Origin of the sequence: Mycobacterium sp. THU-M104 (assembly GCF_049197365.1) — a bacterium.
Taxonomy (GTDB): Bacteria; Actinomycetota; Actinomycetes; order Mycobacteriales; family Mycobacteriaceae; genus Mycobacterium.
Window position 1 is genome coordinate 1 of the sequence record NZ_JBMIOP010000194.1, and the last position, 24,839, is coordinate 24,839.

The 24,839-nt window shown below is 68.1% G+C and carries 22 protein-coding genes; 6 read left to right on the forward strand and 16 right to left on the reverse strand.

Translation table 11 applies throughout. The features are described 5' to 3' along the window. The 3 genes from cobG to ACOJVU_RS15440 all read left to right on the forward strand — a co-directional run. On the forward strand, positions 1 to 1,092 hold a 1,092-nt coding region (gene cobG / locus ACOJVU_RS15430), incomplete at its 5' end, for a precorrin-3B synthase (protein ID WP_421530581.1). A 9-nt stretch (positions 1,093 to 1,101) separates the two neighbouring features. After that, positions 1,102 to 1,728 carry a precorrin-8X methylmutase gene (locus ACOJVU_RS15435; protein ID WP_421530582.1) on the forward strand — a complete coding sequence of 209 codons (627 nt, stop codon included), beginning with the start codon at positions 1,102 to 1,104 and terminating at the stop codon, positions 1,726 to 1,728. Further along, positions 1,725 to 3,224, forward strand: coding sequence for a precorrin-2 C(20)-methyltransferase (locus tag ACOJVU_RS15440; protein WP_421530583.1), 1,500 nt, complete (start codon positions 1,725 to 1,727; stop codon positions 3,222 to 3,224). Before ACOJVU_RS15435 ends, ACOJVU_RS15440 begins: the two co-directional genes overlap by 4 nt. Positions 3,225 to 3,273: 49 nt before the next feature. Here the strand turns inward: ACOJVU_RS15440 and ACOJVU_RS15445 are convergent, their stop codons facing one another. The 6 genes from ACOJVU_RS15445 to ACOJVU_RS15470 form a co-directional block, all read right to left on the reverse strand. Continuing rightward, positions 3,274 to 6,273 carry an RND family transporter gene (locus ACOJVU_RS15445; RefSeq protein WP_421530584.1) on the reverse strand — a complete coding sequence of 1,000 codons (3,000 nt, stop codon included), beginning with the start codon at positions 6,271 to 6,273 and terminating at the stop codon, positions 3,274 to 3,276. Further along, a complete protein-coding gene (locus ACOJVU_RS15450; protein WP_421530585.1) occupies positions 6,270 to 6,701 on the reverse strand; it encodes an MmpS family transport accessory protein in 432 nt (143 codons plus the stop codon). The genes ACOJVU_RS15445 and ACOJVU_RS15450 overlap by 4 nt, the downstream gene beginning before the upstream one ends. Positions 6,702 to 7,027: 326 nt before the next feature. Then, positions 7,028 to 7,765, reverse strand: a complete 738-nt coding sequence (locus tag ACOJVU_RS15455; protein ID WP_421530599.1) for a cobalt-precorrin-6A reductase — start codon at positions 7,763 to 7,765, stop codon at positions 7,028 to 7,030. After that, on the reverse strand, positions 7,762 to 8,517 hold the full coding sequence (gene cobM, locus ACOJVU_RS15460) for a precorrin-4 C(11)-methyltransferase (RefSeq protein WP_421530586.1): 756 nt from the start codon (positions 8,515 to 8,517) through the stop codon (positions 7,762 to 7,764). Before cobM ends, ACOJVU_RS15455 begins: the two co-directional genes overlap by 4 nt. Continuing rightward, the gene (gene cbiE, locus ACOJVU_RS15465) at positions 8,514 to 9,686 is read right to left on the reverse strand and encodes a precorrin-6y C5,15-methyltransferase (decarboxylating) subunit CbiE (protein ID WP_421530587.1); all 1,173 of its coding nucleotides are present in this window, start codon (positions 9,684 to 9,686) and stop codon (positions 8,514 to 8,516) included. Before cbiE ends, cobM begins: the two co-directional genes overlap by 4 nt. A gap of 49 nt (positions 9,687 to 9,735) precedes the next feature. Next, the gene (locus ACOJVU_RS15470) at positions 9,736 to 10,485 is read right to left on the reverse strand and encodes an SDR family NAD(P)-dependent oxidoreductase (protein ID WP_421530588.1); all 750 of its coding nucleotides are present in this window, start codon (positions 10,483 to 10,485) and stop codon (positions 9,736 to 9,738) included. A gap of 35 nt (positions 10,486 to 10,520) precedes the next feature. Between ACOJVU_RS15470 and ACOJVU_RS15475 the strand changes: the two genes are divergently transcribed. After that, positions 10,521 to 10,934 (forward strand): F420-dependent biliverdin reductase, encoded by a 414-nt coding sequence (locus ACOJVU_RS15475; RefSeq protein WP_421530589.1) that lies wholly within the window; start codon positions 10,521 to 10,523, stop codon positions 10,932 to 10,934. A 56-nt stretch (positions 10,935 to 10,990) separates the two neighbouring features. On the opposite strand, the gene ACOJVU_RS15480 is transcribed toward ACOJVU_RS15475, so the two are convergent. Next, positions 10,991 to 12,118 carry a M24 family metallopeptidase gene (locus ACOJVU_RS15480; RefSeq protein WP_421530590.1) on the reverse strand — a complete coding sequence of 376 codons (1,128 nt, stop codon included), beginning with the start codon at positions 12,116 to 12,118 and terminating at the stop codon, positions 10,991 to 10,993. A 141-nt stretch (positions 12,119 to 12,259) separates the two neighbouring features. Here ACOJVU_RS15480 and ACOJVU_RS15485 point away from each other — a divergent pair, with 141 nt between their 5' ends. Then, entirely contained in the window at positions 12,260 to 13,216 is a 957-nt protein-coding gene (locus tag ACOJVU_RS15485; RefSeq protein WP_421530591.1) for a 5'-3' exonuclease, read from the forward strand. 6 nt (positions 13,217 to 13,222) lie between these two features. Here the strand turns inward: ACOJVU_RS15485 and ACOJVU_RS15490 are convergent, their stop codons facing one another. The 7 genes from ACOJVU_RS15490 to pafA all read right to left on the reverse strand — a co-directional run bounded on the left by ACOJVU_RS15490 (position 13,223) and on the right by pafA (position 21,754). After that, on the reverse strand, positions 13,223 to 13,963 hold the full coding sequence (locus ACOJVU_RS15490) for a DUF4333 domain-containing protein (RefSeq protein WP_421530592.1): 741 nt from the start codon (positions 13,961 to 13,963) through the stop codon (positions 13,223 to 13,225). A 65-nt stretch (positions 13,964 to 14,028) separates the two neighbouring features. Beyond that, positions 14,029 to 16,821 (reverse strand): DEAD/DEAH box helicase, encoded by a 2,793-nt coding sequence (locus ACOJVU_RS15495; protein WP_421530593.1) that lies wholly within the window; start codon positions 16,819 to 16,821, stop codon positions 14,029 to 14,031. Between the two features lie 114 nt (positions 16,822 to 16,935). Then, positions 16,936 to 17,799, reverse strand: a complete 864-nt coding sequence (tatC, locus tag ACOJVU_RS15500) for a twin-arginine translocase subunit TatC (protein ID WP_421530600.1) — start codon at positions 17,797 to 17,799, stop codon at positions 16,936 to 16,938. A 147-nt stretch (positions 17,800 to 17,946) separates the two neighbouring features. Beyond that, the gene (gene tatA, locus ACOJVU_RS15505; RefSeq protein WP_421530594.1) at positions 17,947 to 18,213 is read right to left on the reverse strand and encodes a Sec-independent protein translocase subunit TatA; all 267 of its coding nucleotides are present in this window, start codon (positions 18,211 to 18,213) and stop codon (positions 17,947 to 17,949) included. A gap of 90 nt (positions 18,214 to 18,303) precedes the next feature. Further along, positions 18,304 to 19,278: a helix-turn-helix transcriptional regulator gene (locus ACOJVU_RS15510; RefSeq protein ID WP_421530595.1), complete on the reverse strand. Its 975-nt coding sequence runs from the start codon at positions 19,276 to 19,278 to the stop codon at positions 18,304 to 18,306. Next, positions 19,275 to 20,282 carry a helix-turn-helix transcriptional regulator gene (locus ACOJVU_RS15515; protein ID WP_421530596.1) on the reverse strand — a complete coding sequence of 336 codons (1,008 nt, stop codon included), beginning with the start codon at positions 20,280 to 20,282 and terminating at the stop codon, positions 19,275 to 19,277. Before ACOJVU_RS15515 ends, ACOJVU_RS15510 begins: the two co-directional genes overlap by 4 nt. Positions 20,283 to 20,395: 113 nt before the next feature. Further along, complete coding sequence (pafA, locus tag ACOJVU_RS15520; RefSeq protein ID WP_343709839.1) at positions 20,396 to 21,754, reverse strand: Pup--protein ligase; 1,359 nt, start codon at positions 21,752 to 21,754, stop codon at positions 20,396 to 20,398. 787 nt (positions 21,755 to 22,541) lie between these two features. On the opposite strand from pafA, the gene ACOJVU_RS15525 reads away from it, so the two are divergent. Continuing rightward, the gene (locus ACOJVU_RS15525; protein WP_421530597.1) at positions 22,542 to 22,718 is read left to right on the forward strand and encodes a hypothetical protein; all 177 of its coding nucleotides are present in this window, start codon (positions 22,542 to 22,544) and stop codon (positions 22,716 to 22,718) included. 201 nt (positions 22,719 to 22,919) lie between these two features. On the opposite strand, the gene ACOJVU_RS15530 is transcribed toward ACOJVU_RS15525, so the two are convergent. Both ACOJVU_RS15530 and ACOJVU_RS15535 read right to left on the reverse strand, forming a co-directional pair. Beyond that, positions 22,920 to 23,276: a DUF732 domain-containing protein gene (locus ACOJVU_RS15530; RefSeq protein WP_421530601.1), complete on the reverse strand. Its 357-nt coding sequence runs from the start codon at positions 23,274 to 23,276 to the stop codon at positions 22,920 to 22,922. Between the two features lie 187 nt (positions 23,277 to 23,463). Then, positions 23,464 to 23,823: a DUF732 domain-containing protein gene (locus tag ACOJVU_RS15535; protein ID WP_421530598.1), complete on the reverse strand. Its 360-nt coding sequence runs from the start codon at positions 23,821 to 23,823 to the stop codon at positions 23,464 to 23,466. Between the last annotated feature and the right edge of the window lie 1,016 nt (positions 23,824 to 24,839).

Genomic DNA, 24,839 nt, shown 5'->3' on the forward strand with positions numbered 1-24,839 from the left:
GGTGCACTCCAGGTGCACCAGGCCGCCGACGGCGCATTGGTGCGGGTGCGGCTCCCCGGCGGCATGATCACCGCCGCCCAGCTCGCCGCAGTGGCGGGAGCCGCGAGCGCATCCGGTTCCGCAGCGCTGGAGCTGACCGCCCGGGGCAACCTGCAGATACGCGCGGTCACCGATGTGACCGGGGTGGCGGAAGCGATCGCCGGTGCCGGACTGTTGCCCTCGGCGACCCACGAGCGCGTCCGCAACATCGTCGCGTCGCCGCTGTCCGGCCGTACCGGTGGGAGCCTCGATGTACGGCCCTTGGTGGGTGCGCTGGACACCGCGATCTGCGAGGATCCCAGGCTCGCCCAGCTTGGCGGCCGGTTCTGGTTCAGTCTGGACGATGGGCGCGCCGACGTGTCCGGGCTGCGCGCCGATGTGGGTGTCCATGCAATACCCGACGGCTGCGCGTTGCTCATCACCGGACGCGACACCGGCGTCCGGCTGGCCGCCCACGAGGTGGTCGACGCGCTGGTCACGATCGCGAAGCGCTTCCTCGAAATTCGCGGAAATGCCTGGCGGATAAAAGAACTCGATGATATCGCACGCCTGATGCCCGGAATCGAGCTCGGCGCCGGCTTCGCACCGGTCACCCGAGCGCCGGTGGGTTGGCTAAGCCAGGACGACGGCCGCGTCACGCTGGGCGCCGCGGTCCCGCTGGGCGTGCTGCCCGCGCGCGTCGCCGACTTTCTGGCCGCGATCGGGGCCCCGCTGGTGATCACGCCGTGGCGCTCGGTGCTGGTGTGCGACCTCAGCGAAGAGGCGGCGGACGTCGCACTCCGGGTGCTGGCGCCCCTGGGCCTGGTTTTCGACGAACACTCCCCCTGGCTGACGGTCAGCGCCTGCACCGGCAGGCCCGGGTGCGCGCACTCGGTCGCCGATGTGCGGGCCGACGCCGCGCGGTCCCTGGAGCCCGACGCCGAGGTGCATCGTCACTTCGTGGGCTGCGAGCGGGCGTGCGGCAGCCCGCCGGCCGGTGAGGTGCTGGTCGCCATCGGGGACGGATACCGGCTGGCGCGTTCCGCGGCGGGTCGCCACAGTGACGAGCCTTAGGGTGATCGGGTGCTCGACTACATCCGCGACGCGGCAGAAATCTATCGCCAGTCGTTTGCGACCATCCGCGCCGAAGCCGACCTGGGCCGGTTCCCGGCCGACGTCGCCCAGGTGGTGGTCCGGTTGATCCACACCTGCGGCCAGATCGATGTCGCCGACCACGTCGCCTTCACCGACGACGTCGTCGCGCGGGCCCGCGCCGCTCTGCGAGCCGGCGCACCGGTGCTGTGCGATGCGTCAATGGTGGCCGCCGGGATCACCACCGCGCGGTTGCCGGCCGGCAATGAGGTGGTGTCACTGGTCGCCGATCCGCGAGCGGCCGAACTGGCCGCCCGCCGGCGAACCACCCGTTCGGCGGCGGGCGTGGAATTGTGGGCCGACCGGATGGCCGGTGCGGTCCTGGCGATCGGCAATGCGCCCACCGCACTGTTCCGGCTGCTGGAGCTGATCGACGAGGGCGCCGCATCCCCGGTGGCGGTGCTGGGCGGCCCGGTCGGTTTCGTCGGGTCGGCACAATCCAAGCAGGAGCTGATCGACGGTCCGCGCGGCATGTCGTATCTGGTCGTGCGGGGCCGGCGCGGCGGCAGCGCCATGGCCGCCGCCGCGGTCAACGCGATCGCCAGCGAGCGCGAATGACCGCGGAGGGCACCGCGCGAAGCGCCCCCAGAGGCACTCTGTGGGGGGTCGGGTTGGGCCCCGGCGACCCCGAGCTGGTGACGGTCAAGGCCGCCCGGGTGATCGGCGACGCGGACGTGGTCGCCTATCACAGCGCCCGGCACGGTCACAGCATCGCGAGAGGAATCGCCGAACCGTACCTGCGGCCCGGCCAGCTCGAGGAGCACCTGGTCTATCCGGTGACCACCGGGTCCACCGATCATCCCGGCGGCTACGCCGGGGCGCTCGAGGACTTCTACGTCGAAGCCACCCGGCGGATCGCGGCACACCTGGACGCCGGGCGCGATGTGGCACTGCTCGCCGAGGGCGACCCCCTGTTCTACAGCTCCTACATGCATCTGCACACCCGCCTCACGGAGCGATTCGATGCGGTCATCGTTCCCGGGGTCACCTCGGTGAGTGCCGCCTCGGCGGCCATCGCGACGCCATTGGTGGCCGGCGACGAGGTGCTGTCGGTGCTGCCGGGCACCCTGCCCGGCGCCGAGCTGACGCGGCGGCTCGCTGACACCGACGCCGCCGTCATCCTCAAACTGAGCCGCTCGTATCACAATGTCCGGGAAGCGCTTTCGGCGTCCGGAAGACTTGACGACGCGTTCTATGTGGAGCGGGCCAGCACCTCCGGTGAACGCGTACTGCCCGCCGCCGATGTCGACGAGAACGGCGTGCCGTATTTTTCGCTGGCCGTGCTGCCGGGCATGCGACGGGACCGCCGCCGGGCGACGGGGGCGGTGGCGGTGGTGGGACTCGGGCCCGGCGACACCGATTGGATGACGCCGCAGGCCCGGCGGGAACTCGCGGCGGCGACCGACCTGATCGGGTACGTCGGCTACCTGGACCGCGTGCCCGCCCACGACGGGCAGCGCCGCCATTCCAGCGGCAACACCGACGAACCCGCGCGGGCACGCCTGGCCTGCTCGCTGGCCGAGCAGGGACACGCCGTGGCGGTGGTGTCGTCGGGTGACCCGGGCGTGTTCGCGATGGCCACCGCCGTGTTGGAAGAGGCCAAGCAGTGGCCGGGGGTGCAGGTGCGGGTGATCCCGGCGATGACCGCCGCCCAGGCCGTCGCCAGCCGGGTCGGGGCTCCGCTCGGTCACGACTACGCCGTGATCTCGCTGTCAGACCGGCTCAAGCCGTGGGACGTGATCGCCGCCCGGCTCACCGCCGTGGCCGGCGCGGATCTGGTTCTGGCCGTGTACAACCCGGCGTCGGCGACGCGGACCTGGCAGGTCGGCGCGATGCGCGACATCCTGCTGGCCCATCGCGAACCAGGGACACCGGTGGTGATCGGCCGTGACGTTTCCGGGCCCGAGGAAACCGTCCGGGTCGTGCGGTTGGCCGATCTCGATCCTGCCGACATCGACATGCGTTGCCTGCTGATCGTCGGGTCGTCGCAAACGCAGTGGCACTCAGTGGATTCGGGTGACCGGGTGTTCACGCCCCGGCGCTACCCGTTTTGACAGCCCGCTATCCTGTTCTGCGTCGGGCAACCGGGACACCGGCATCGCCTCAATGCGCGCGGCCCGGCTCCGGGCCGTCGCCTCCCCTGTGCGTCATGTCGTCGGAGGCGAATTGGCCGCCGTATTCCTGGGTGGCACCCGAGCCGTTGGCCTGCCGTGGGGTCCTGGCTGTTGCCGCATCGGCGGGCTCGCCCAACAACAGGGAGCGGACCAGACGCCGCGGGCCGAACGGCCGCAGCATCTCGCTGGCCGGGCGGGGGCGCACCCGCAACGGCCACCAGAACCAACGACCGAGCAGCGCGGCGATCGACGGCGTCATCAACGAGCGGACGATCAGGGTGTCGAACAGCAGGCCGAGGCCGATCGTGCTGCCGGCCTGTCCGATCGAGGTCAGATCGCTGGCCACCATCGACATCATGGTGAAGGCGAAGACCAGGCCCGCCGAGGTCACGACCCCACCGGTTTCGCCCATCGACCGGATGATCCCGGTCTTGAGACCGGCTCCGATCTCCTCCTGGAACCGCGACACCAACAAAAGGTTGTAGTCGGAGCCGACAGCCAGCAGGATGATCAGCCCGAATACCGGCGCGATCCAGTTCAAATCCAGACCTACGAGGTGTTGCCACACCAGCACCGAGAGCCCGAACGCGGCTCCCAGCGACAGCAGCACCGTCCCGACGATCACCAGGGACGCCACCAGAGCCCGCGTGATGATCACCATGACAGCAAAAATCAGCGTGATCGCCGCGATCCCGACGATCAACAGGTCGTAGTGCGAGCCGGACTGGATGTCGCGGTAGATGGCGGCCGTTCCGGCCAGGTAGAACCTGGCATCGGTCAATGTCGTTCCTTTGACCGCATGGTGAGCTGCTTCGAGTTCCGGCTTGACCGCGTCGATGCCGGCCGGGGTCGCCGGGTCCTTGTCGTGGGTGATGATGAACCGCGCGGCCTTCCCGTCGGGGGACAGGAACAGCTTCAGACCGCGCTGAAAGTCGGCGTTCTGGAACGCTTCCGGCGGCAGGTAGAAGTAGTCACCGCTGCGGGAGGCGTCGAACGCCTGACCCATGGCGCTCGCGGTGTCGGTCATCTGCGACATCTGCGTGACCAGACCCGAGAAGCTGCTGTGGATGGTGAGCAGGCTGCCCCGCATCGACTTGGCGACCGCGATGATCGGCGGGAACTGGGCCACCATCTGCGGCATGATCGCGTCGATGTTGTCGACGTCCTTGATCAGCGTCTTCATGTTGTCACTGAACTTGTCGAGGCCGTCGATCGCGTCGAAGACCGACCTCGTCGCCCAGCACACCGGGATGTTGTAGCAGTGCTGTTCCCAGTACAGGTAATCACGCAGCGGCCGTGCGAAATCGTCGAAGTCCGCCATGTGGTCGCGCATGTCGTCCAGCGTGACCTGCATGTCGTGCATGTCGCCGACCATGCGGTGCGTCGAGTCGCTCATCCGGGTCATCAGACCCTGCATCCGCTGCATCGACCCGATCATGGCGCCGAGGTCGTCGCTCATCTTGAGCATGTCATCCATCCGGTCCTTCATGAACTGAAGGTTTTCCTGGATCGGGATCGACTGGGCACTGATCTGGAACGGTATCGACGTGTGCTCGATGGGCCCACCGAGCGGCCGGGTGATGCTCTGCACCATCGCGATGCCCGGCGCGCGGAACACGTCCTTGGCCAGGCGGTCCAGGATGATCATGTCGCCGCTGTTCCGCATGTCGTGATCGCTCTCGATCATCAGGATGTCAGGATTCATCGTGGCGGCACTGAAATGGCGCTCGGCGGCCTCGTATCCGACGTTCGACGGCAGGTCTTTGGGGATGTAGTAGCGGTCGTTGTAACTGATCTTCATGGTCGGCATGAAGAGGATACCGACGATCGCGATGGCCAGCGAGGTCGCGAACACCGCGCCCGGCCAGCGCACGCTCGCGGTCCCGATGCGCCGCCAGCCGTGGACCTTGACGGCCCGCTTCGGGTCGAGCAGCCCGAACCGGCTGGCCACTGCCACAACCGCAGGCGCGGCTGTCAATGCGCCCGCGACGACGACGACCAAGCCCACCGCGGACGGAATCCCCAGCGCCTTGAAGTAGGACAGCCGCGCCAGGTGCAGACAGAAGGTGGCGCCGGCGATCGTGAGCCCGGATCCCAGAATGATGTGGAAGGTGCCGCGGAACATGCTGTAGTAGGCGGCTTCCCGATCCAGACCGGCCTGACGCGCTTCCTGATAGCGACCGATGAGGAAGATCGCGTAGTCGGTCCCCGCCGCGATCGCCAACGAGGACAGCATGGCGACGACGAACGTCGAAAACCCCAACAGGTCGTCGTTGCCGAGCAGCGCGACCAGGCCCCTGGCCGTGCCCATCTCGAAACCGACCATGACGAGAACGAGGAGCACCGTGCTGACGGAACGGTAGGCGATGAACAGCATGATCATGATGACCACGCCCGTCACGCCCATCATCGTCAACATGCTCTTGTCGGCGGCGTCGTTCATGTCCGTGGTCAGCGCGGCCGGGCCGGTGAGATAAACCTTGAGGCCCGGGGGCGGCGATGAACGGTCGAGGGTCTCGCGGACTGCTTTGACGGACTCGTTGCCCAGGGTGCTGCCCTGGTCGCCGGCGAGGTTGAGCTGGACGTAGGCGGCCTTGCCGTCGCGGCTCTCCACGCCCGCGGCCGTCAGCGGATCCCCCCACACGTTCTGGACGTGCTGCACGTGCTTGTGATCGGCATCCAGCTTCTGCACCAGGGCGTCGTAGTAGCGGTGCGCGTCCGGGCCGAGCTTGTGATCGCTCTCCAGGACGATCATGGCGATGCTGTCGGAGTCCGACTCGTGGAACGTCGCGCCGATGCGCCTGGCGGCGATCATCGCCGGCGCATCCCCGGGCGACATGGTGACCGCGTGGTTGCGGGCGACCGACTCGATCGGCGGCACCAGCAGGTTCAGGCCCGCGGTCAGCAGCAACCATCCGATGATGATCGGCACCGCGAAGTTGCGAACGAACCGCATGAATTTCGGGCGGGTGTCGGTGTCTGTGTTCATCCGGCTTTCACCAAGCAAGAGGTTTGGGCGTGGTGGCCGTCCGCCGACCGCTCGTCTTTGACCTCGCCGTTGACGGTGATGCGGCACCCGATGGTGTTGCTGTTGCCCTGTGCCACCACGTTGGCGATCACCGCCGGCACGGTCGTGGTGATCGTGTAGGTCCAGGGCAGGCTGGTGAAGTTCGCCTGCTCCGGTTGAGCGCTCATGTCAAGGTAACTGACACTCCCGGCCGTGTCAGCGGGGCCGTAGACCTCGTATGTCACCCGCTTGACGTGGGAGGGCGTGAGCGGTTCGGCGCTGCTTCCGGTGGCGGTGAAGATCTCTTCGGAGCCGAACATGCCACGCAGGTCGTTCACCGCGATGCCGCCGAGGGCGACCGCCACCACGACGACGAGCGGAACCCAAGCCTTCTTGAGAAAGGCCAACATCGGGGTTTCCTTTCGCTCTCAAGCCTGGTTCTGTCCTGGCAGTTTCGCTTCCGCACCCCGTGGAGATGGTAGGCCAAGTTGCAGACGGTAGGGCATCAGACCCCGCGAGCGTGGTCTTCAGCCACCCGTAGTGCCCCTGTGGCCTGGTTTGCCTGCTCGAATCCTCGCATCGTCTCGGGCGCGTTGCACCATGTATACCATACCCCCCACCGTATTTTTGTGGCCGCCCGCGGCCGTGTACGGCTGCCGGTGAGCATCACCCGGTCCCGCACCACCCGCTGCCGCGATGCGCCGCTCGCGGCCGTCGGCAGCGAAGACCCGGCAGGTCAGCCGCCGGCGACTTCCCCGGTGATCCATTCCGCGGCCTCTCGCACGGTGGCGACGGTGCGCACCCCCTCCGGCAGCGCCGGCCGCGCCACCATCACGACGGCAACGTGCAGCGCGGCGGCGGCATCTAGCTTAGCCCGGGTCATATGCCCGCCACTGTTCTTCGTCACCAGCGCGTCGATGCGGTGATCGCGCAACAGGGCGAGCTCGTCATCGTAGACATAAGGCCCACGAGACAGCACGACATGGTGACGGCGCGGCATCGCGGTGCCGTCCGGCGCGGTGACCGCCCGGATCAAAAACCATGCGTCGCTGGTGGCGAAGGCACTCACCCCCGAGCGGCCGGTGGTCAGAAATATCCGCGAATAACTCTGCTGGGCAACGACTTCGGCCGCTTGCGCATCGGAAGCGACGACGTCCGCGGGCCCTGGGTCCCAAGCCGGGCGGGCCAACACCAGATGCGGCATCCCCAATTGGCCGCACACCTGGGCGGCGTGGGACGTCATCGTCGCCGCGAACGGGTGGGTGGCGTCTACGACGGCGTCGATGCGCTCGTCGTGCAGCCACCGCCGCAGCCCGTCGACGCCGCCGAATCCGCCGATGCGTACCGGCCCGACCGGGAGGGCGGGGTCGGGAACGCGGCCGGCCAGCGAGCTCACGATGTCGAACCGCGGGTGCAGGGCCCGCGCCAGTGCCCGCGCCTCCGCGGTACCGCCGAGCAGCAAGATCCGCATCAGTGCCGGCCACCCCGGGTCCGCCCGCTCGAATACAGGTAGCTGTCGGTGAAACGGTGCGCGGCCAGCACGTCACCGACAACGATGACGGCGGTTCTGGTGATGTTGGCGTCGTGCATCTGTTCGGCGATGCCGGCGAGATTGCCGCGCAGCACAGTTTCCCTCGGCCAGCTGGCGAAAGCCACTACCGCGGACGGTGTTTCGGGGCGGTACCCGCCCGCCAAGAGCTGCGGGACAATGGCATCGATCTGGGCGGCGGCCAGGTGCAGGACGAGGGTGGCCCCGGACCGGGCGAGCTCGGCCAGCTCCTCACCGGGCGGCATGGGGGTCGACAGGGTGGCTGTCCGGGTCAGCGTCACCGTCTGCGCCACCCCGGGAACGGTGAGCTCGCGCTTCAGGGCCGCCGCGGCCGCGGCGAAAGCCGGCACGCCAGGAACGATCTCGTAGCCGATACCCCGTTCGTCGAGCCGGCGGCACTGCTCGGCCAGGGCGCTGTAGAGCGACGGGTCACCGGAGTGCAGCCTCGCCACGTCGTGACCTGCGGCGTCCGCGCCGGCCAACTCGGCGACGATCTGTTCGAGCGTAAGCGGGCCGGTGTCCACGACATTCGCATCAGGCGGGCACAGCGCCAACAGATCGTCGGGCATGATGGACCCGGCGTAGAGGCACGTCGGGCATCGCTGGAGGATTCGTTGGCCGCGCACGGTGATCAGGTCCGCGGCGCCGGGGCCCGCCCCGATGAAGTAGACCGTCATCGCCTCACCGCCCATTGGGTGACCGGGTACTGCGGGCGCCAGCCGGTGAATTCGCCCAGCGGTTCGCCCTGGTAGTGCTGAAAACGTCGCAGCAATCCACCGAGTTGCGAATGTGCTTGGATCAGCGCGGCTTCCGATTCGGCGGTGACCACGTTGGCGACCAAGCGTCCTCCCCGGGGCAAGCGGTCGAAGCATGCGTCGAGCAGACCCGGTTGGGTCAGGCCGCCGCCGACGAAGATCGCCGACGGGGTTTGCGCCCCGTCGAACGCCGCAGGCGCGTCGCCGCGCACGTCGATGTCCAGGCCCGCCGCAGCGGCGTTGAATTCGACGTTGCGGCGCCGGTTTCCGTCACGCTCGAACGCGACCGCGCTGCAGCCCGGCCAGCTGCGGGACCACTCGACGCTGATGCTGCCCGATCCCGCGCCGACATCCCACAACCGCTCTCCCGGGCGCGGTGCCAGCGCCGCCAACGTCACGGCACGCATCCCGTGTTTGGTGATCTGGCCGTCGTGCACGAACGCGTCGTCGGGCAACGGCGAGACGCGCTCGTCGGGCAGGTAGTGGATGGCCATCACGTTGAGGTCGTCGATATCCGGCGGGGAGCTGTGGGCCCACTGCCGCGCGGTGGCCTCGCGGCGTCGTTCACCCGGGCCGGCAAGCTGTTCGAGAACAGTCATCACGGACTCGCCGCGCCCGTGGGCGTCGAGTAATCCGGCCAGGGTCGCCGGCGTGGTGTGATCGCGCGAGAGCACGATCGCCCGGCCGCCGCGGCGCACCGCGGTGTCCGCCCGCGCGGTGACCAGGCTGATCACCTCGGCGTCGTGGACGTTCCAGCCCATCCGGGCGCAGGCCAGCGCGACCGACGACACGTGCGGCAGCACGATGACCTTGGCTGCGCCGAACACGCGCACGAGTGTGCCGCCGACGCCGTGCATCAGCGGGTCGCCGCTGGCCACGACGTGGACGTCGGCGTCGTCGTCGGCGGGCAGGTTCCGCAGGGCGGGCAGCATCGGCGACGGCCACTCCCGGCGTTCGGCGGTGACGGTGCCGTCGAGCAGGGAAAGCTGCCTTTGTGCGCCGTGAATCACAGTGGCTCTCGCCAATTCGGTGCGCGCCTGCCGCGAAAGGCCCGCCATGCCGTCGGCGCCGATCCCGACGACGACGATCATGAGCGCCGCTCCTCATCGTCGCTTCGTTCTGCGGCGTCGCCGGCGCGGATCATCGCGGCATCCTGCGCCACACGAACTGGGGCAACAACCGCATCGCGAAAAACGTCGGCCGCAGCGCCCACGGTATCCATACGGTACGCCGCCCCTTTGCCAGGGCGTGTGCGGTGGCATCGGCCACTTGTTGTGGGGTGCTGGACAGCGGCGCGGGCGCCATGCCCTGTGTCATGCGCCCGATCACGAATCCCGGGCGGACGATCAGCAGGTTGACGCCGCTGCCGTGCAGTGCGTCGGCCAAGCCGCCGGCGAAGCCGTCCAGGCCCGCCTTGGCCGAGCCGTAGACGTAGTTGGCGCGGCGCACCCGGATCCCGGCCACCGAGGAGAACACCACCAGCGTGCCCTTGCCGACGTGGCGCATGGCGGCCGCCAGGTGGGTGAGCATGCTGACCTGGGCGACGTAGTCGGTGTGCACGATGGCGGTGGCGTGGGCGGCGTCGGTTTCGGCGCGGACCTGGTCACCCAGGACGCCGAAGGCCAGCACGGCGGTGCCGATGGGGCCGTGCTCGTCGACAACCGAGGCGACGAAGGGGCCGTGCGAGGCCAGGTCGTCGGCGTCGAACTCTTTCGTGTGCACTGCTACCGCGCCGGCGGCTTTCAGCATGGCGACCTGCTCGTCGAGTCGGTCGGCGCCGCGCGCGGCGAGCACCACCGTCGATTGCGGAGCCAGGCGGCGTGCGAGTTCGACGCCGATCTCACTGCGACCGCCCAGGATCAGTATCAGGCCTGCTCCCGTGTCGTCCACGGCTGCGATTATCACCTGCGCTAGCGTGGGCGGTGATGGCGAACACCACTACCCGGCTCACCGACGACGCGCTGGCATTCCTGTCCGAACGGCATCTGGCCATGCTGACCACACTGCGCAACGACGGATCACCGCACGTCGTGGCGGTGGGATTCACCTTCGATCCCACAACACACATCGCGCGGGTCATCACCACCGGCGGGTCTCAGAAGGCGGTCAACGCCGACCGTGCCGGCGTCGCCGTGCTCAGCCAGGTCGACGGTGCGCGCTGGCTGTCTCTGGAAGGCCGATCCAAGGTCAACAGCGACGCCGACGCCGTGCGCGACGCCGAGCTGCGCTATGCCCAGCGCTACCGCACTCCCAAGCCCAACCCGCGGAGGGTGGTCATCGAGGTGCATGTGGAGCGGGTGCTGGGATCCTCGACGCTGCTCGAACGCGGCGAGGGATAGCGGCCGGCCCCCGGTGATGGTGCACCCACCCGACGCGGCGCCGGTGACATCGCCGGCTACGACGCGGGAACCACGATCAGCTCGTGCGGGCGGTTGTTGACGGCCAGCGCGCCGTCCTCGGTGACGACGACGATGTCCTCGATGCGCGCGCCCCACCGGCCCGGGAAGTAGATGCCCGGCTCGATGGAAAAGACCATCCCCGGAGCCAGCGGCAGGTCGTTGCCGGCGACGATGTAGGGCTCCTCGTGCACCGACAGGCCGATCCCATGCCCGGTACGGTGCACGAAGTGCTCCGCGAGCCCCGCGTCGGCCAGCACGTCGCGGGCGGCGGCGTCGACCTGCTCGGCGGTCACGCCCGGGCGCACCGCGTCCAAGGCCGCTCGCTGGGCACGCTCGAGCACCGAATAGTGTTGGACCACTTCGGGTTCTGGATCACCGATACTGTAAGTGCGGGTGCAGTCCGAGTGATAGCCGGGCTCGTAGGCTCCCCCGATGTCGACGACGACGACGTCCCCCGCATGCAGTTCACGGGCCGAATAGCTGTGGTGGGGATCCGCTCCGTGCGGCCCGGAGCCGACGATGACGAATGAGACTCCCGAATGCCCCTCGGCCACAATGGCTTCGGCGATGGCAGCGGCGACGTCAGCTTCGGTGCGGCCGGGGACGAGAAACCCCGGCACCCGGGCGTGTACCCGGTCGATGGCCGCACCGGCCTTACGCAACGCGTCGATCTCGCACGCCTCCTTGACCATCCGGAGCCCGCGCAGGACGTCGGTGGCAAGCACCGGCAGCTTCCCGAACGCGTCGGTCAGGGGCAGCAGGTGCAGTGCCGGCATGGAATCGGTGACGGCGGTCGCGAGGCAGCCACCGCCCAACGCCGCGCTCACCAGCACGTAGGGGTCGTCGCCATCGACCCAGTCATGTACCGGCAGGCCCAGTTCGGCGATGGCCGACCCCGCCAGGGAGGCCAGTTCGAGGCGCGGCACCACGACGATCGGGTCACCGGAGGCCGGCAGCACCAGTGCGGTGAGCCGCTCGAACGTCTGGGCCCGCGAGCCGACGAGGTACCGCAGGTCATAGCCGGGGGTGATCACCAGGGCGTCGAGACCCGCCGCGGCGGTCGCGGCGGCCGCCGCGGCCATCCGGCGGGCGTACACGTTTGCGTCGAATCGTTCAGAGTCCATTGGTAGTCAGGCTAGCCCGGTGCGGCCAACGACGGTGGCCAGACGCACAATCACCCCACGACGCCGCGTTTGGGGCAATGTGTTGGGCACCTCCCCTTGCGGGGGACTGCTCACGGGAAGCGTCGTGAGACCATACCCGGCATGCCTCCGCCCCTGGTCCTTCTCGACGGCGCCAGCATGTGGTTCCGCTCGTACTTCGGCGTGCCCTCCTCGATCACCGCTCCCGACGGTCGGCCGGTGAACGCCGTCCGCGGCTTTGTCGACTCGGTGGCCGTGGTGATCACCCGGCAGCGGCCCGGCCGGCTGGCGGTGTGCCTGGACCTGGATTGGAGGCCGCAGTTCCGGGTGGACCTGATCCCGTCGTACAAGGCGCACCGGGTGGCCGAACCGGAGCCCGCCGGAGAGCCCGACATCGAGGAGGTCCCCGACGACCTGACCCCACAGGTCGACATGATCACCGAGCTGCTCGACGCGTTCGGCATCCCGATGGCCGGTGCGGCCGGCTTCGAGGCCGACGACGTGCTGGGCACGCTGGCGGCGCGGGAGCGCGCCGACCCGGTCGTCGTGGTCAGCGGGGACCGCGACCTGCTGCAGGTGGTTGCCGACGAACCGGTGCCGGTTCGGGTGCTCTACCTGGGCCGTGGGCTGACCAACGCGATTCTGTTCGGACCCGCCGAGGTGTCCGACCACTACGGGGTGCCGACGCAGCGGGCCGGGGCGGCCTATGCCGAGCTGGCGTTGTTGCGCGGCGATCCGTCCGACGGTCTGCCCGGCGTGCCGGGCATCGGCGAGAAGACGGCGGCGGCGCTGCTGGCACGGCACGGATCGCTGCAGCAGATACTGGCCGCCGCCGGCGACCCGAAATCGACGATGGCCAAAGGGCTTCGCGCGAAACTGCTGGCCGCCACCGACTACATCGAGGCTGCGGAAGGGGTGGTACGGGTAGCCACCGACGCGCCGGTGACACTGACGACTCCGACCGACGCCCTGCCCCTGACGGCCGCCGACCCGGAGCGCACCGCCCGGCTGGCCACCGAGCTGGGTGTCGGCTCGTCGATCGCGCGGCTGCAGAAGGCGCTCGACACGCTTCGGGGTTGACCGCCCTTACTGGGGCCGGCCGACCTCGTAGGTGCCCGTGTTGTCCTGGAAGGTCACCGTCACATGCTTCTGCGCACCGTCGATGCTCACACTGCAATCGAAGCTGGCGCCCTTCTTGACGGTCGGGTCGGCGCCGTTGTTGCACGTGACGTCTTTGACGTTGCGGGCGCCGTAACCGTTGGTCTCATCAGACAGGATCTGCTGGACACCGGTCTGGGCCTTTTTGATGTCCAGCTTGGTGGTGACGAAGAAGCCGGGCTCCCAGAAGCCGAGCACCAGCACGGCGGCGATGAGCAGGAAGGCGATCAGTCCGGCCCCGGCGATCAGGGTGGTCGAGCGCTTCTTGCCCGGCTGGCCGTACTGGCCCGGCTGGCCGTACTGGCCCGGCTGGCCGTACTGACCCGGCTGGCCGTACTGGCCCGGCTGGCCGTACTGGCCCGGCTGGCCGTACTGACCCGGCTGGCCGTACTGACCCGGCTGGCCGTACTGACCGTACTGGGGGGTTTGCCCACCGTACTGCTGCTCAGGCTGCCCGTAGCCGGGCTGCTGCGGGTAGCCTTGCTCCCCCTGCTGCTGGTACGGCGAATACCCGGGGGGCGGCGTATAAGCCGGCGCCTGCCACCCCGCATCCTGGTCCGGCTGCTGCTGCCAGGGCGATCCTGCCTGAGCCGGTTCCGAGGACTGGTCGCCACTGTGACCGGGCGGTTGCCACTGCTGGTCCGGCTCCGATCCCTGCGGTCCGCTCATCGTTTCTCCTCAGCCCCTTGACGTCTTGGCTTTTCGTTACGGTCTCACCGTAGCTCCGGCACAGCCTACCCGGCGTCAACAGCGACGACGCCGCGCCGAACGTCGTCGATGGCGCGCTTGGCGGCGGCCCGTAGTTCGGCATCGGGGGTCGCGTTGCGCACCTGGTCCAGCAGATCGAGCACCTGCCGGCACCAGCGCACGAAGTCTCCCGCCAGCAACGGCGAACCGGTGCCCGCCGAGGCATGGGCGTCGGCGTCGGCCAGCGCCGCCGTCAGATCACCGGTCCGCGCCCAGCGATAGATGACATTGACGAAGCCGTCGTCGGGCTCGCGGCTCGGGGCGATCTGATGTGCCTGCTCGTCGGCACGGAGCGCGGTGGACATCCGGGATGTCCGCTGCAGCGCCTGCCGCAAGCGCTGGGTGGGCACGTCGGCGGCGGACAAGGAGCCGGGCGCGTCGCCGCCCCGAGTCTCATAGAGCACCGTGGAGACGACCGCCGCCAACTCGGCGGGCTTCAATCCGGCCCATGCATCCGTGCGCAGGCATTCGGCTACCAGCAGGTCGCTGTCACTGTAGATGCGGGCCAGCAGCCGGCCGTCGTCTGTGACGTGGGGATCGGCCGCCGGGCCCTCGATGAACCCACGCTCGGTGAGCAGCCCGACGATGCGGTCGAAAGTGCGCGCCAGCGAGTTCGTCGCCGCGGCCACCTTCTTTTCCAGCTGCGCGTTGTCCCGCTCGACGCGCAGGTAGCGCTCGGCCTGACGGACCTGCGCTTCGAGGCCGGGACTGTTGTGCGCCGGATGCCGACGCAACTGGGCCCGCAACTCCGCGAGCTCCGGATTGTGGAACTCGCCGTCGCTGTCGCCGCCGGAACGGCGCCCACCGAGGCGCTCGGACGGAAGGGCCAACCCGGCCACGGCCGACCGCAGCGCCGATGCGAGGTCTCGCCTCACGCGCGGCTGCCGGTGTTCGACGCGCTTCGGCAAGGACATCGACCCCAACGGGCCCGGCGCACCCGAATAGTCCGCCGAGGAGATCCGTCCCGCCCACCGGTGTTCGGTCAGCACCAGGGGCCGCGGATCGTCGCTGTCACGGGCCGACTCGAGCACGACTGCCAGCCCGCCCCGCCGGCCGTGGGTCATGTTGATGATGTCGCCTTTGCGCAGCGCGGCCAGCGCGTCGCTGGCCAGCTGCCGGCGTTGCAGCCGGGAGGCGCGCGATTGTGCGCGCTCCAATTCGGTGATCCGCGCGCGCAGCCGGGCGTAGCCCAGGATCGGCGCCTCCGGCCCGCCCAGTTCGGCGGCGATCTCGTCGAGCAGCGTGTTGCCCCGCTCGATGCCGCGGACCAGGCCGACGACCGACCGGTCGGCCTGGTACTGGGCAAAGGACTGCTCGAGCAGTTGGTGCGCCTGTTCCGGGCCCATGTACTGCACCAGGTTGATCGTCATGTTGTAGGACGGCGCGAACGAACTGCGCAGCGGGAAGGTGCGTGTCGACGCCAGGCCGGCCACCGCCGACGGTTCGGTGGTCTCCTCGCTGGGCTGCCAGAGCACCACGGCGTGACCCTCGACGTCGATGCCGCGCCTGCCGGCGCGCCCGGTCAGCTGCGTGTACTCCCCCGGCGTCAGCGGCACGTGCTGTTCGCCATTGAATTTCACCAACCGCTCCAGCACGACGGTGCGGGCAGGCATGTTGATGCCCAGCGCCAGTGTCTCGGTGGCGAACACCGCCTTGACCAGGCCGGCGGCGAACAACTCCTCGACGGTGTGCCGGAACGCCGGCAGCATGCCGGCGTGGTGGGCCGCCAGGCCGCGAAGCAGCCCCTCGCGCCACTCGTAGTAGCCGAGCACGGGCAGGTCGGCATCGGCGAGATCACCGCACCGGTGGTCGATCACTTCGGCGATCTGCGTGCGCTCCTCCTGGCTGGTCAGCTGCAACGGCGAGCGCAGGCACTGGTGGACTGCAGCGTCGCAACCCGCCCGCGAGAAGATGAACGTGATCGCCGGCAACAGGCCCTCGGAGTCCAGGGTCGCGATCACGTCAGGTCGGGCGGGCGGGCGGTAGAACCGCGGTCTGCCTGCCGGGCGTCCGGAGCCGTGCCGTCGGGGACCCCGCCAGTCCGATATCCGGTCCGCCTCCCGGCGGTGCGCGATGTGACGCAGTAGGTCCGGGTTGACACGCGGCTCGCGGTTGCCGTCCGGGCGTTCGTCGGCCTCCGAACCGCGATAGTCGAACAGGTCGTAGAGACGTTTGCCCACCAGGACGTGCTGCCACAACGGCACCGGTCGGTGCTCGTCGACCACCACCGTCGTGTCGCCCCGCACCGTCTGGATCCAGCCACCGAACTCCTCGGCGTTGCTCACCGTCGCCGACAGGCTGACCAGCCGCACCTCGTCGGGCAGGTGCAGAATGACCTCCTCCCACACCGGACCGCGCATCCGGTCGGCGAGGAAGTGCACCTCGTCCATGACAACATAGGAAAGCCCATGCAGGGCAGGCGAATCCGCATAGAGCATGTTGCGCAGCACTTCGGTGGTCATCACCACCACCGGCGCGTCGGCGTTCACCGACAGGTCACCGGTCAGCAGGCCGATGCGGTCGCGGCCGTAGCGCGCGGTCAAATCGGTGTGCTTCTGATTGCTCAAGGCCTTGAGGGGCGTGGTGTAGAAGCACTTGCCGCCGGCCGCCAGCGCCAGGTGCACGGCGAACTCGCCGACGACCGTCTTGCCGGCGCCGGTCGGCGCGCAGACCAGCACACCGTGGCCTCGCTCCAGGGCGGCACAGGCCCGCTGCTGGAAATCGTCGAGCGCGAACGGCAAATCAGCGGCAAACCGGGTCAGCTCCGCGAGCCCGGTCACCGGAGCACCGTCGTGCGCCGCGAACGTGGGCGAACTACCGGCCGCAACAGCGGGCCGTCGCGCCGACACGCTCCCCCGCAAACGGGAGGCGTCCCCAGCTCGCGCAGCGTTGGCCTAGGTGACATCGTCGTGCTGTCCCGCGGTGTACGACGGCTCGGGCATCGGGGTGGGCCGCTCGATGACCGAAGCCTCGTCGTCGGGGATGTCGGCCCGCGCTTCGCGTTTGGCCTTGCGTCTGTCGTGCAGGCGGGAGATCTGGATGGCGAACTCGAGAAGCACCGACAACGCCACGCCGAGCGCCGTCATCGAGAACGGGTCGGAACCGGGAGTGAACACCGCAGCGAACACGAACATCGAAAAGATCAGGCCGCGCCGCCAGGATTTGAGCCGTGCATAGGTCAACAACCCGGCCATGTTGAGCATGACGATCAGCAACGGGAATTCGAAGCTCACCCCGAAAACGACCAGCAGGTTGATCAGGAAGCCGAAATACCGGTCTCCGGACAGCGCGGTCACCTGCACGTCGCTACCCACGGTCAACAAAAAGCCCAGAGCCTTGGCCAACACGAAGTAGGCCAGCACGGCCCCGCCGGCGAACAGCACCGCGGCAGGGACGACGAACCCGATCGCGAAGCGACGCTCGTTGCGGTAGAGCCCCGGCGTGATGAATGCCCAGAGCTGGTACAGCCACACCGGGCAGGCCATCACCGTCCCCGCGGTGAGCCCGACCTTGAGCCGCAGCATGAACTGGTCGAACGGTGCGGTGGCCAGCAGCCGGCACTGACCGTCGGCGCTGATGCTGGCCCGCGCTGACGCCGGCAGCGAACAGTAGGGATGGCGAAGCCATTCGCCCAGGCTTTCCAGTCCGAAAACCGAATGCGAGTACCAGACGAACCCGAAGATCGTGGTGATCACGATCGCGGCCAGCGAGATCAGCAGCCGCGTGCGCAGTTCGGTCAGGTGGTCGACCAGCGACATCGTCGCGTCAGGATTGGATCGACTGCGCTGGTTACGCGGATTGAGCCGCTTCAGTACGGCGGCGGCGTTCGCTGACACCGCTGAAATCTTGGTGGCGTTCACGACGCTGCGTCACTGGTGCCCGGGCACCACGGGGATGATGCCGTGCTATGCCGGGCGTGCTTCAGTGTGACCCTGCTCGGTAGCCGCGGGAGGGTCGACTCGCTGGGCCTGCACGGGAGTGGCGTTCGCAGACGAAATGTCGATCGCAGACGCCTCCGATTTGCTCTCGCTCTGCATTTCGCGGATCTCGGACTTGAAGATGCGCATCGACTTACCCAGCGAGCGTGCCGCATCGGGGAGCTTCTTGGCACCGAACAGGACGACCACCACGACAGCGAGGATCGCCCAGTGCCACGGACTGAGACTGCCCACGTTGATTACCTCCAGACGTCCACCCGATGCTACCGCAGCGTGTCGCGGTACCGGCGTCTCCGCGTCCCGGCGTGGTAGGTGCCGATCAGGTCACGTCTGATCGTGCTGCTGGTAGAGCTCCAGGGCGGCCGTCGCGGTGTCCCGGACCCGGCGCGCGAGCGATTCCGGCTCCAGCACCCGGACTGCCGGGCCGAAACCGAGCACCAGACGGGTCATCCACTCGTCCGAGGCGTAGGTCATGACGGCCTCACACGATCCGTCGGCCAGCTCACGAACCTCGCGCATCGGGTAATACTCGAGCATCCACGACGCCGAGAACGCCACGCGCAGCCTGGCCGACGGCAGTGCCGGGTCGGCGTCGAACAGCGACATGTCCGGCGGCGCCTGCCGCGCCGGCTCCGGCGGAACAGACGGTTCGCCCCGGTCGGCCGCGTCCACGATCCGGTCGAAACGGAACAGCCGGACCCCCTCGGCATCGCGCGACCATGCCTCCAGGTAGCTGTGACCGCCGATCAGCAGCACCCGGATGGGGTCGACGACACGGCTGCTCAGGCTGTCGCGTGACGCCGAGTAGTAATCGATGGCCAGCGCGTGCCGATCCTGCACCGCCGCGCGCACCACCGCCGCGACCCTGCTCTCCGCGGGCGCGGGCGTGCCGTTGGCCGCGGACGCACGCAGGGCTTCCTGCCCGACAGCGCCGGCCGCGGCCTCGATCTTGGCGATCGCGCTGCGGGCCGCTTCCGGATCGACGACGCCCGGGATGTCAGCCAGCGCTCGCAGCGCCACCAGAAGGCCGGTCGCCTCGGGCGAGGTCAGCTTCAGCGGCCGGTCGATGCCTGCCGAGAACGTCACCTCGATGGTGTCACCGGAGAACTCGAAATCGATGAGGTCACCCGGGTAGTAGCCGGGCAGCCCGCACATCCACAGCTGGTTGAGGTCCTCCTCCAGCTGCTCGTCGGTCACCCCCAGGTCGGCTGCGGCCTCGGCCCGGGTGATCCGCGGGTTGGCCTGGAAATACGGCACCATGTTGAGCAGCCGGACCAGCCGGGCCGAGACCGGGGTCACGAGCGTTCCACCGGGCCCGCGTGGGCGCGCAGCCGGCTCAGCACGTCGTCACGCAGCGACTGCGGCTCCAGCACGACGGCGTCCGGCCCATACCCGGCGATGTCGCGCGCCAGCTGATCGGTCGATCCGATGTCCACCTCGATCACCTCACCGTGGCGGTCGCCCAGCCGGCGCGCGGCCGTCGACCTCCCGGCGCGACGCAGCCCGGTGGCCCGGCCTTCGGCGACCCAGAGCCGGGCCCGCTCGCCCGTCGTAACCTCCGCTGCGGTCCGGGCGATTTTCTGTGAAACGATGCCGCGCAGGTCCATGTCGCGGGGAACCGTGATCGCACCGGTCGGCCCGACCGGCGTGACCTCGGCCCCGATGCGCGACAGCCGGAAGATGCGTGTGTCGTCGCGGTCGCGGTCGTGCCCGACCAGATACCACCGGCCTTTTTCCGTCACGACGCCCCACGGTTCGACGGTGCGCGTGGTGTACGGTTCGGCCCGCGACGGGCGGTGCGGGAACCGCACCGCTTGCCCTGACTCGATCGCGGACAGCAGGACACCGAGAGCATCCTCTGACCCGCGCAGACTCGGTACACCCGCCGGCGAAGCGATGGTCACCGGGGCATCCGGATCGACGTCGACCCCGGCGGCGCGCAACTTGAGCAGCGCACCCTGCGTGGCGGCGACCATCTCCGGGGACTCCCACAGCTGCGTGGCGACGGCGACGGCAGCCGCCTCGTCCGGGGTCAGCTGCACCGGCGGCAACGCGTAGGCCTCGCGGTTGATCCGATATCCCTCTGCGGGATCCAGGGCCGACACCCGGCCGACCTCCAGGGGGATGCCCAGGTCGCGCAACTCGTTCTTGTCGCGCTCGAACATTCGGGAGAACGCCTCGATGCTGCGACTATCGGTGTAACCCGCCACGCTGGACCTGATCTTCTCCGCAGTGATGTAGCCACGGGTGGACAGCAACGCGATGACGAGGTTCACCAGTCGCTCGACTTTCGAGGTCGCCATTTGCCCGAGCCTAAAGCTTTCACGCGGCCGACGTCTCTCGCCACGCAGCAGACTGGCTACCTCGACTGCCCGGCTCCTCAGCACCCCGCTTCGCGGGCTACATCGTCGCCGGGCTACATGCTCGCGATGAGGCGCTTGACCCGCTCGTCGACCGCCCGGAACGGGTCCTTGCACAGCACCGTGCGCTGCGCCTGATCGTTGAGTTTCAGGTGCACCCAGTCGACGGTGAAGTCGCGTCCCGCGGCCTGCGCGGCGGAGATGAACTCGCCGCGCAGCCGGGCCCGGGTGGTCTGCGGAGGGCTCTCGACGGCATCGGCGATGTCCTCGTCGGTGGTCACCCGCGCCGCAAGGCCCTTGCGCTGCAGTAGATCGAAGACACCACGGCCGCGTTTGATGTCGTGGTAGGCCAGGTCCAGTTGCGCGATCTTGGGGTCCGACAGCTCCATGTTGTAGCGGTCCTGGTAGCGCTGGAACAGCTTGCGCTTGATCACCCAGTCGATCTCGGTGTCGACCTTGGCAAAGTCCTGACTGTCGACGGCGTCGAGTTGACGGCCCCACAGGTCGACGACCTGCTCGACCTGGGCATTGGGCTCGCGGGTTTGCAGATGTTCGACCGCGCGGCTGTAGTACTCGCGCTGGATGTCCAGTGCGCTGGCCTGACGGCCCCCGGCCAGCCGCACCGGGCGCCGGCCAGTGGTGTCGTGGCTGACCTCGCGGATGGCGCGAATAGGGTTGTCCAGTGAGAAGTCACGGAATGGCACGCCGGCTTCGATCATCTCCAGCACCAGTGCCGCGGTGCCCACCTTGAGCATGGTGGTCGTCTCGCACATGTTGGAGTCGCCGACGATCACGTGCAGGCGCCGGTACTTCTCGGCGTCGGCGTGCGGCTCGTCGCGGGTGTTGATGATCGGTCGGCTGCGCGTGGTGGCCGAAGATACCCCCTCCCAGATGTGCTCGGCACGCTGGGAGAGGCAGAACGTCGCAGCTTTGGGGGTCTGCAGCACCTTGCCGGCTCCGCAGATCAACTGGCGCGTGACCAGGAACGGCAGCAGCACGTCGGAGATCCGGGAGAACTCGCCGGCCCGCACGATCAGGTAGTTCTCGTGGCAGCCATAGGAGTTGCCCGCCGAGTCGGTGTTGTTCTTGAACAGGTAGATGTCACCGCCGATGCCTTCGTCGGCGAGTCTTTGCTCGGCGTCCACGAGCAGGTCTTCCAGCACCCATTCGCCGGCGCGGTCGTGTGTCACCAGCTGCACCAGGCTGTCGCATTCCGCCGTGGCGTACTCGGGGTGGCTGCCCACGTCAAGGTAGAGTCGCGCGCCGTTGCGCAGGAAGACGTTGGAGCTGCGCCCCCACGACACGACTCGGCGGAAGAGGTAGCGGGCGACCTCGTCCGGGGACAGCCGACGATGGCCGTGGAAGGTGCATGTGACACCGAACTCGGTTTCGATGCCCATAATCCGCCGCTGCACGTAATCGAGGGTACTTGTTGACGCGCCGCGGTGGTGGACAGGCACGCACCCGAGCCTCGGCGGTCGCGCCGGCGTTGTTCGTTTGCCGCGATCGCGGTCGCCGGCGACGCCCTCGAAGGGGCAACCCCATCACCGGCACCATTCGAGCGACCCGCACTCGCGCACGCGGCGCGACGCGTTGATTTTCGACGGCGTCGAAAGGCGCCGCCGCGCGTGATGATCTACCGCGTCGCCGAGCGCGTCGCCGGGCGCCGCTCGGTCTGACCGCCGCGGCGTAAAGCCGCATGAACGCTTCGGCGAACAGCCGGTGCAGGCGTTCCGCCGACTCGGATCTCCTCACCTTTCGGACCTTTCGGCATCCGCCAAGGCCAATTGTGGGTGGCTTCCGGCGGGCAACTCGTGTGCCCAATCCAGAATTCTTGAACCGTCCCCGATTTTGTGCGGACTTCCTTTGTCCTTGAGTTTCGCACCTGTGCGGAGGCTGCACCGCAAGCCAGTTCGTAGTCGCGGTATTTGTGGGGATCGGGTTGAGCTCGGCTGATGCCGTCGAATCGGGCGGCGATCACAGCGCGGCGGAGCTGGCGAGCATGTCTTCGAAGTCGGGTTGGGCCTTGTGGTCCATACCAGGGCTCGGCGGCGTGGCGGGCCCTGAGAGTTGTTTGCCGGTTTGGGTCGGCCGGTTCGATCGACCAGCGCTTGGCGGAGCGGGCGATGATGCCCGCGGCGTCGGTGGCTTGCCATGATAGACAGCGTCCCCACGACGTGTAGGCGACGGTCAGGAAACTTGTTGACCAACAACGAGACCGGCTCTGCTGCCAGCCATAGCGGGAAGGCGCTGCGGCTGGCAGCAGAGCCGAAACAGCACCGGCAGGCACACCGGGCGCGAGCACAACGGCACGGCGACGACGACGCCGAGGACCACTCACCGGTTGCCGCGGCCGAGCGCATGTGGGTCCCGCGCTGAATCGTCGTGAGCCCACAGCGCCCCGAATACCTTGCGGCCCCGCCGCCGAAACAACGTGTCATCGACGACCACCGCGATCGCGACGACGCGGCCCGCCAACTCTGAGTCATGCACGCCCGCAGACGATTCCGCCACCGCGCTGGTGACGACGTCACCGTCTCCGCCTATCGGCTCTCGGCGAGTGACCTGGACAGCCAGCGGCTATGGTTGTGTACGGTTACCGATGGGCTCATTCTCACCGGCGGAGATGACAGGCTGATTGCAGTATGCCCCTCGGGCGATCGTCACGAAATGGCCTGCGTGTGTGAGGGTCAACTCGGGATTCGCGTTTTTTACCCCTCGAGCGGCCTGTGCCGCGGTGTGTCCGTCCGCGATGTAGTCACAGACCTCGCGGGCCGCGGAGATCGCTGCGGACGGGTCCGGGAACTGGATACCACCGTTCTTGAGCTCATCGAGAAAACTGGCATCGTCGGCGTGGGCAGTTACCGGCGCCGCGAAAGTGGATATCCCGACCGCGATCAAAAGCGGCTTGACAAACTTCGGCTTGACAAACTTCATTGCCACTGGTGCCTCCCTATCAACATCACGTGAGCCCGTTGGCTCCGTACGGCGAACTAAAAGACATCCCGGAAGCCTGGGTAACAAAACCCAGGTTCGGCGGAGGGAACACACCACCGCGGCCCGTCAACGATGACCACGAGTCGTGCACGCCTTCCGCGCCGGGATCGGCCATGAACCCGGTACCTCAACCACCGATAGCGGTCGACAGCTCGGCGGGACAGTAGGTCTCCCCTGCAATCTCGACGAATTGGAGGGCGTTGTTGTTTGACAAGTGGTGGTTTCGGATTTTCAGTGCTCGCGCAACGACGGTCACCGGGCGCCCTTCCGAAAGATAGTTACAGATCCCCTTGGCCGCGGAAACGGCGTCCTGCGCGTCCGAGAACTCGATGCCGGCCCGATCCAGCTGACCGAAGAACACGGCGTCGTTGTTGTCTGCATGAGCCGATGCGGCCAAGCCGACTGCCATCACCGCACCAACCGTAGGCAGAACCAATCGCGTCAACCTCATGGTTGAAATAGTTTCATCGCCGCCGTCTAATTCCACTTAGACAGAAGGTAAAGGGAACATGAACATTGCCTATAGAGCTTCTGGCATCGCTGGGCCACCTCCCCGAAGAAGACGGCGGCAACTTTGTTTGCGGCCGTGCGGGACCCGCACCACGAGTCTGCCGGTTCATCGCTGAGCATCAAGGCCGGGAGGCGACCGTGATGGCTTGCGGTGGGGTGTCGCGTCGGTCTGCGCCGAACTCGCCGGGGTCAGCCTCCGCATGGTCCCGTATCGCCTGTTCCATTCACGTCTGCAGGTCAAGGCCAAACTGGCGTAACGGATCCCCGTCGCGTGAGCCCCCACACCGGTTGCCTTTGCCGCTTTCTGCACACTGAACGTCCGAGCCACGTACGCCGGAGAGCCCATTCCCGAGGTTTTCTCGAGCGCCCGGGAAATTTGGGCCGACCTCGCACTCGACGGGTCCGCGGTGTTTGCTCACCGGCCCTCCGGCCGTGCTGAGCCGACGTCGTTAACCAACAGTTCAGCCGCTGGTCATCGATTCGATCTTCTGCACTCCGCTTCAGTTCACTGGAATAGCTTGTGATTTCCGCGGTTGACGAATGGTCGGCACTAAGGAAACAGAGACGCGATGACGCACTCGCCGAACTACGGCGTGCGGCGCATCGATCGCGGTATGCGGTCCATGAGTCGCCCATGACCTGCCAACCAGCGACAGCACAGAAGACCGTGATCGGTGATGGCGAGCAGCCTAGAACTGCGTCGACTGGCCGTACGTCGGTCACAGCGTCAATTGGCCGGTCAATTTTCGCGGCCGCTGCACTCTTCGATACCGCCACGGCGCCGCGCCTGGGTGAACGCCCGCAACGACACGAAACCGGTGACCAAAAGAGCAGCGGTGTTTTCACTTCAGCCGTACGAGGTTGCGCTGTTGACGAACCGCACGTTCTACCAGCAACACCTGAGGATACGACCAGGGGCCACCAGGAGCCAGGAGAGATTGGGGAGATAGATGGTTGTGGATTACAGCATGCTGCCACCGGAGATCAACTCGG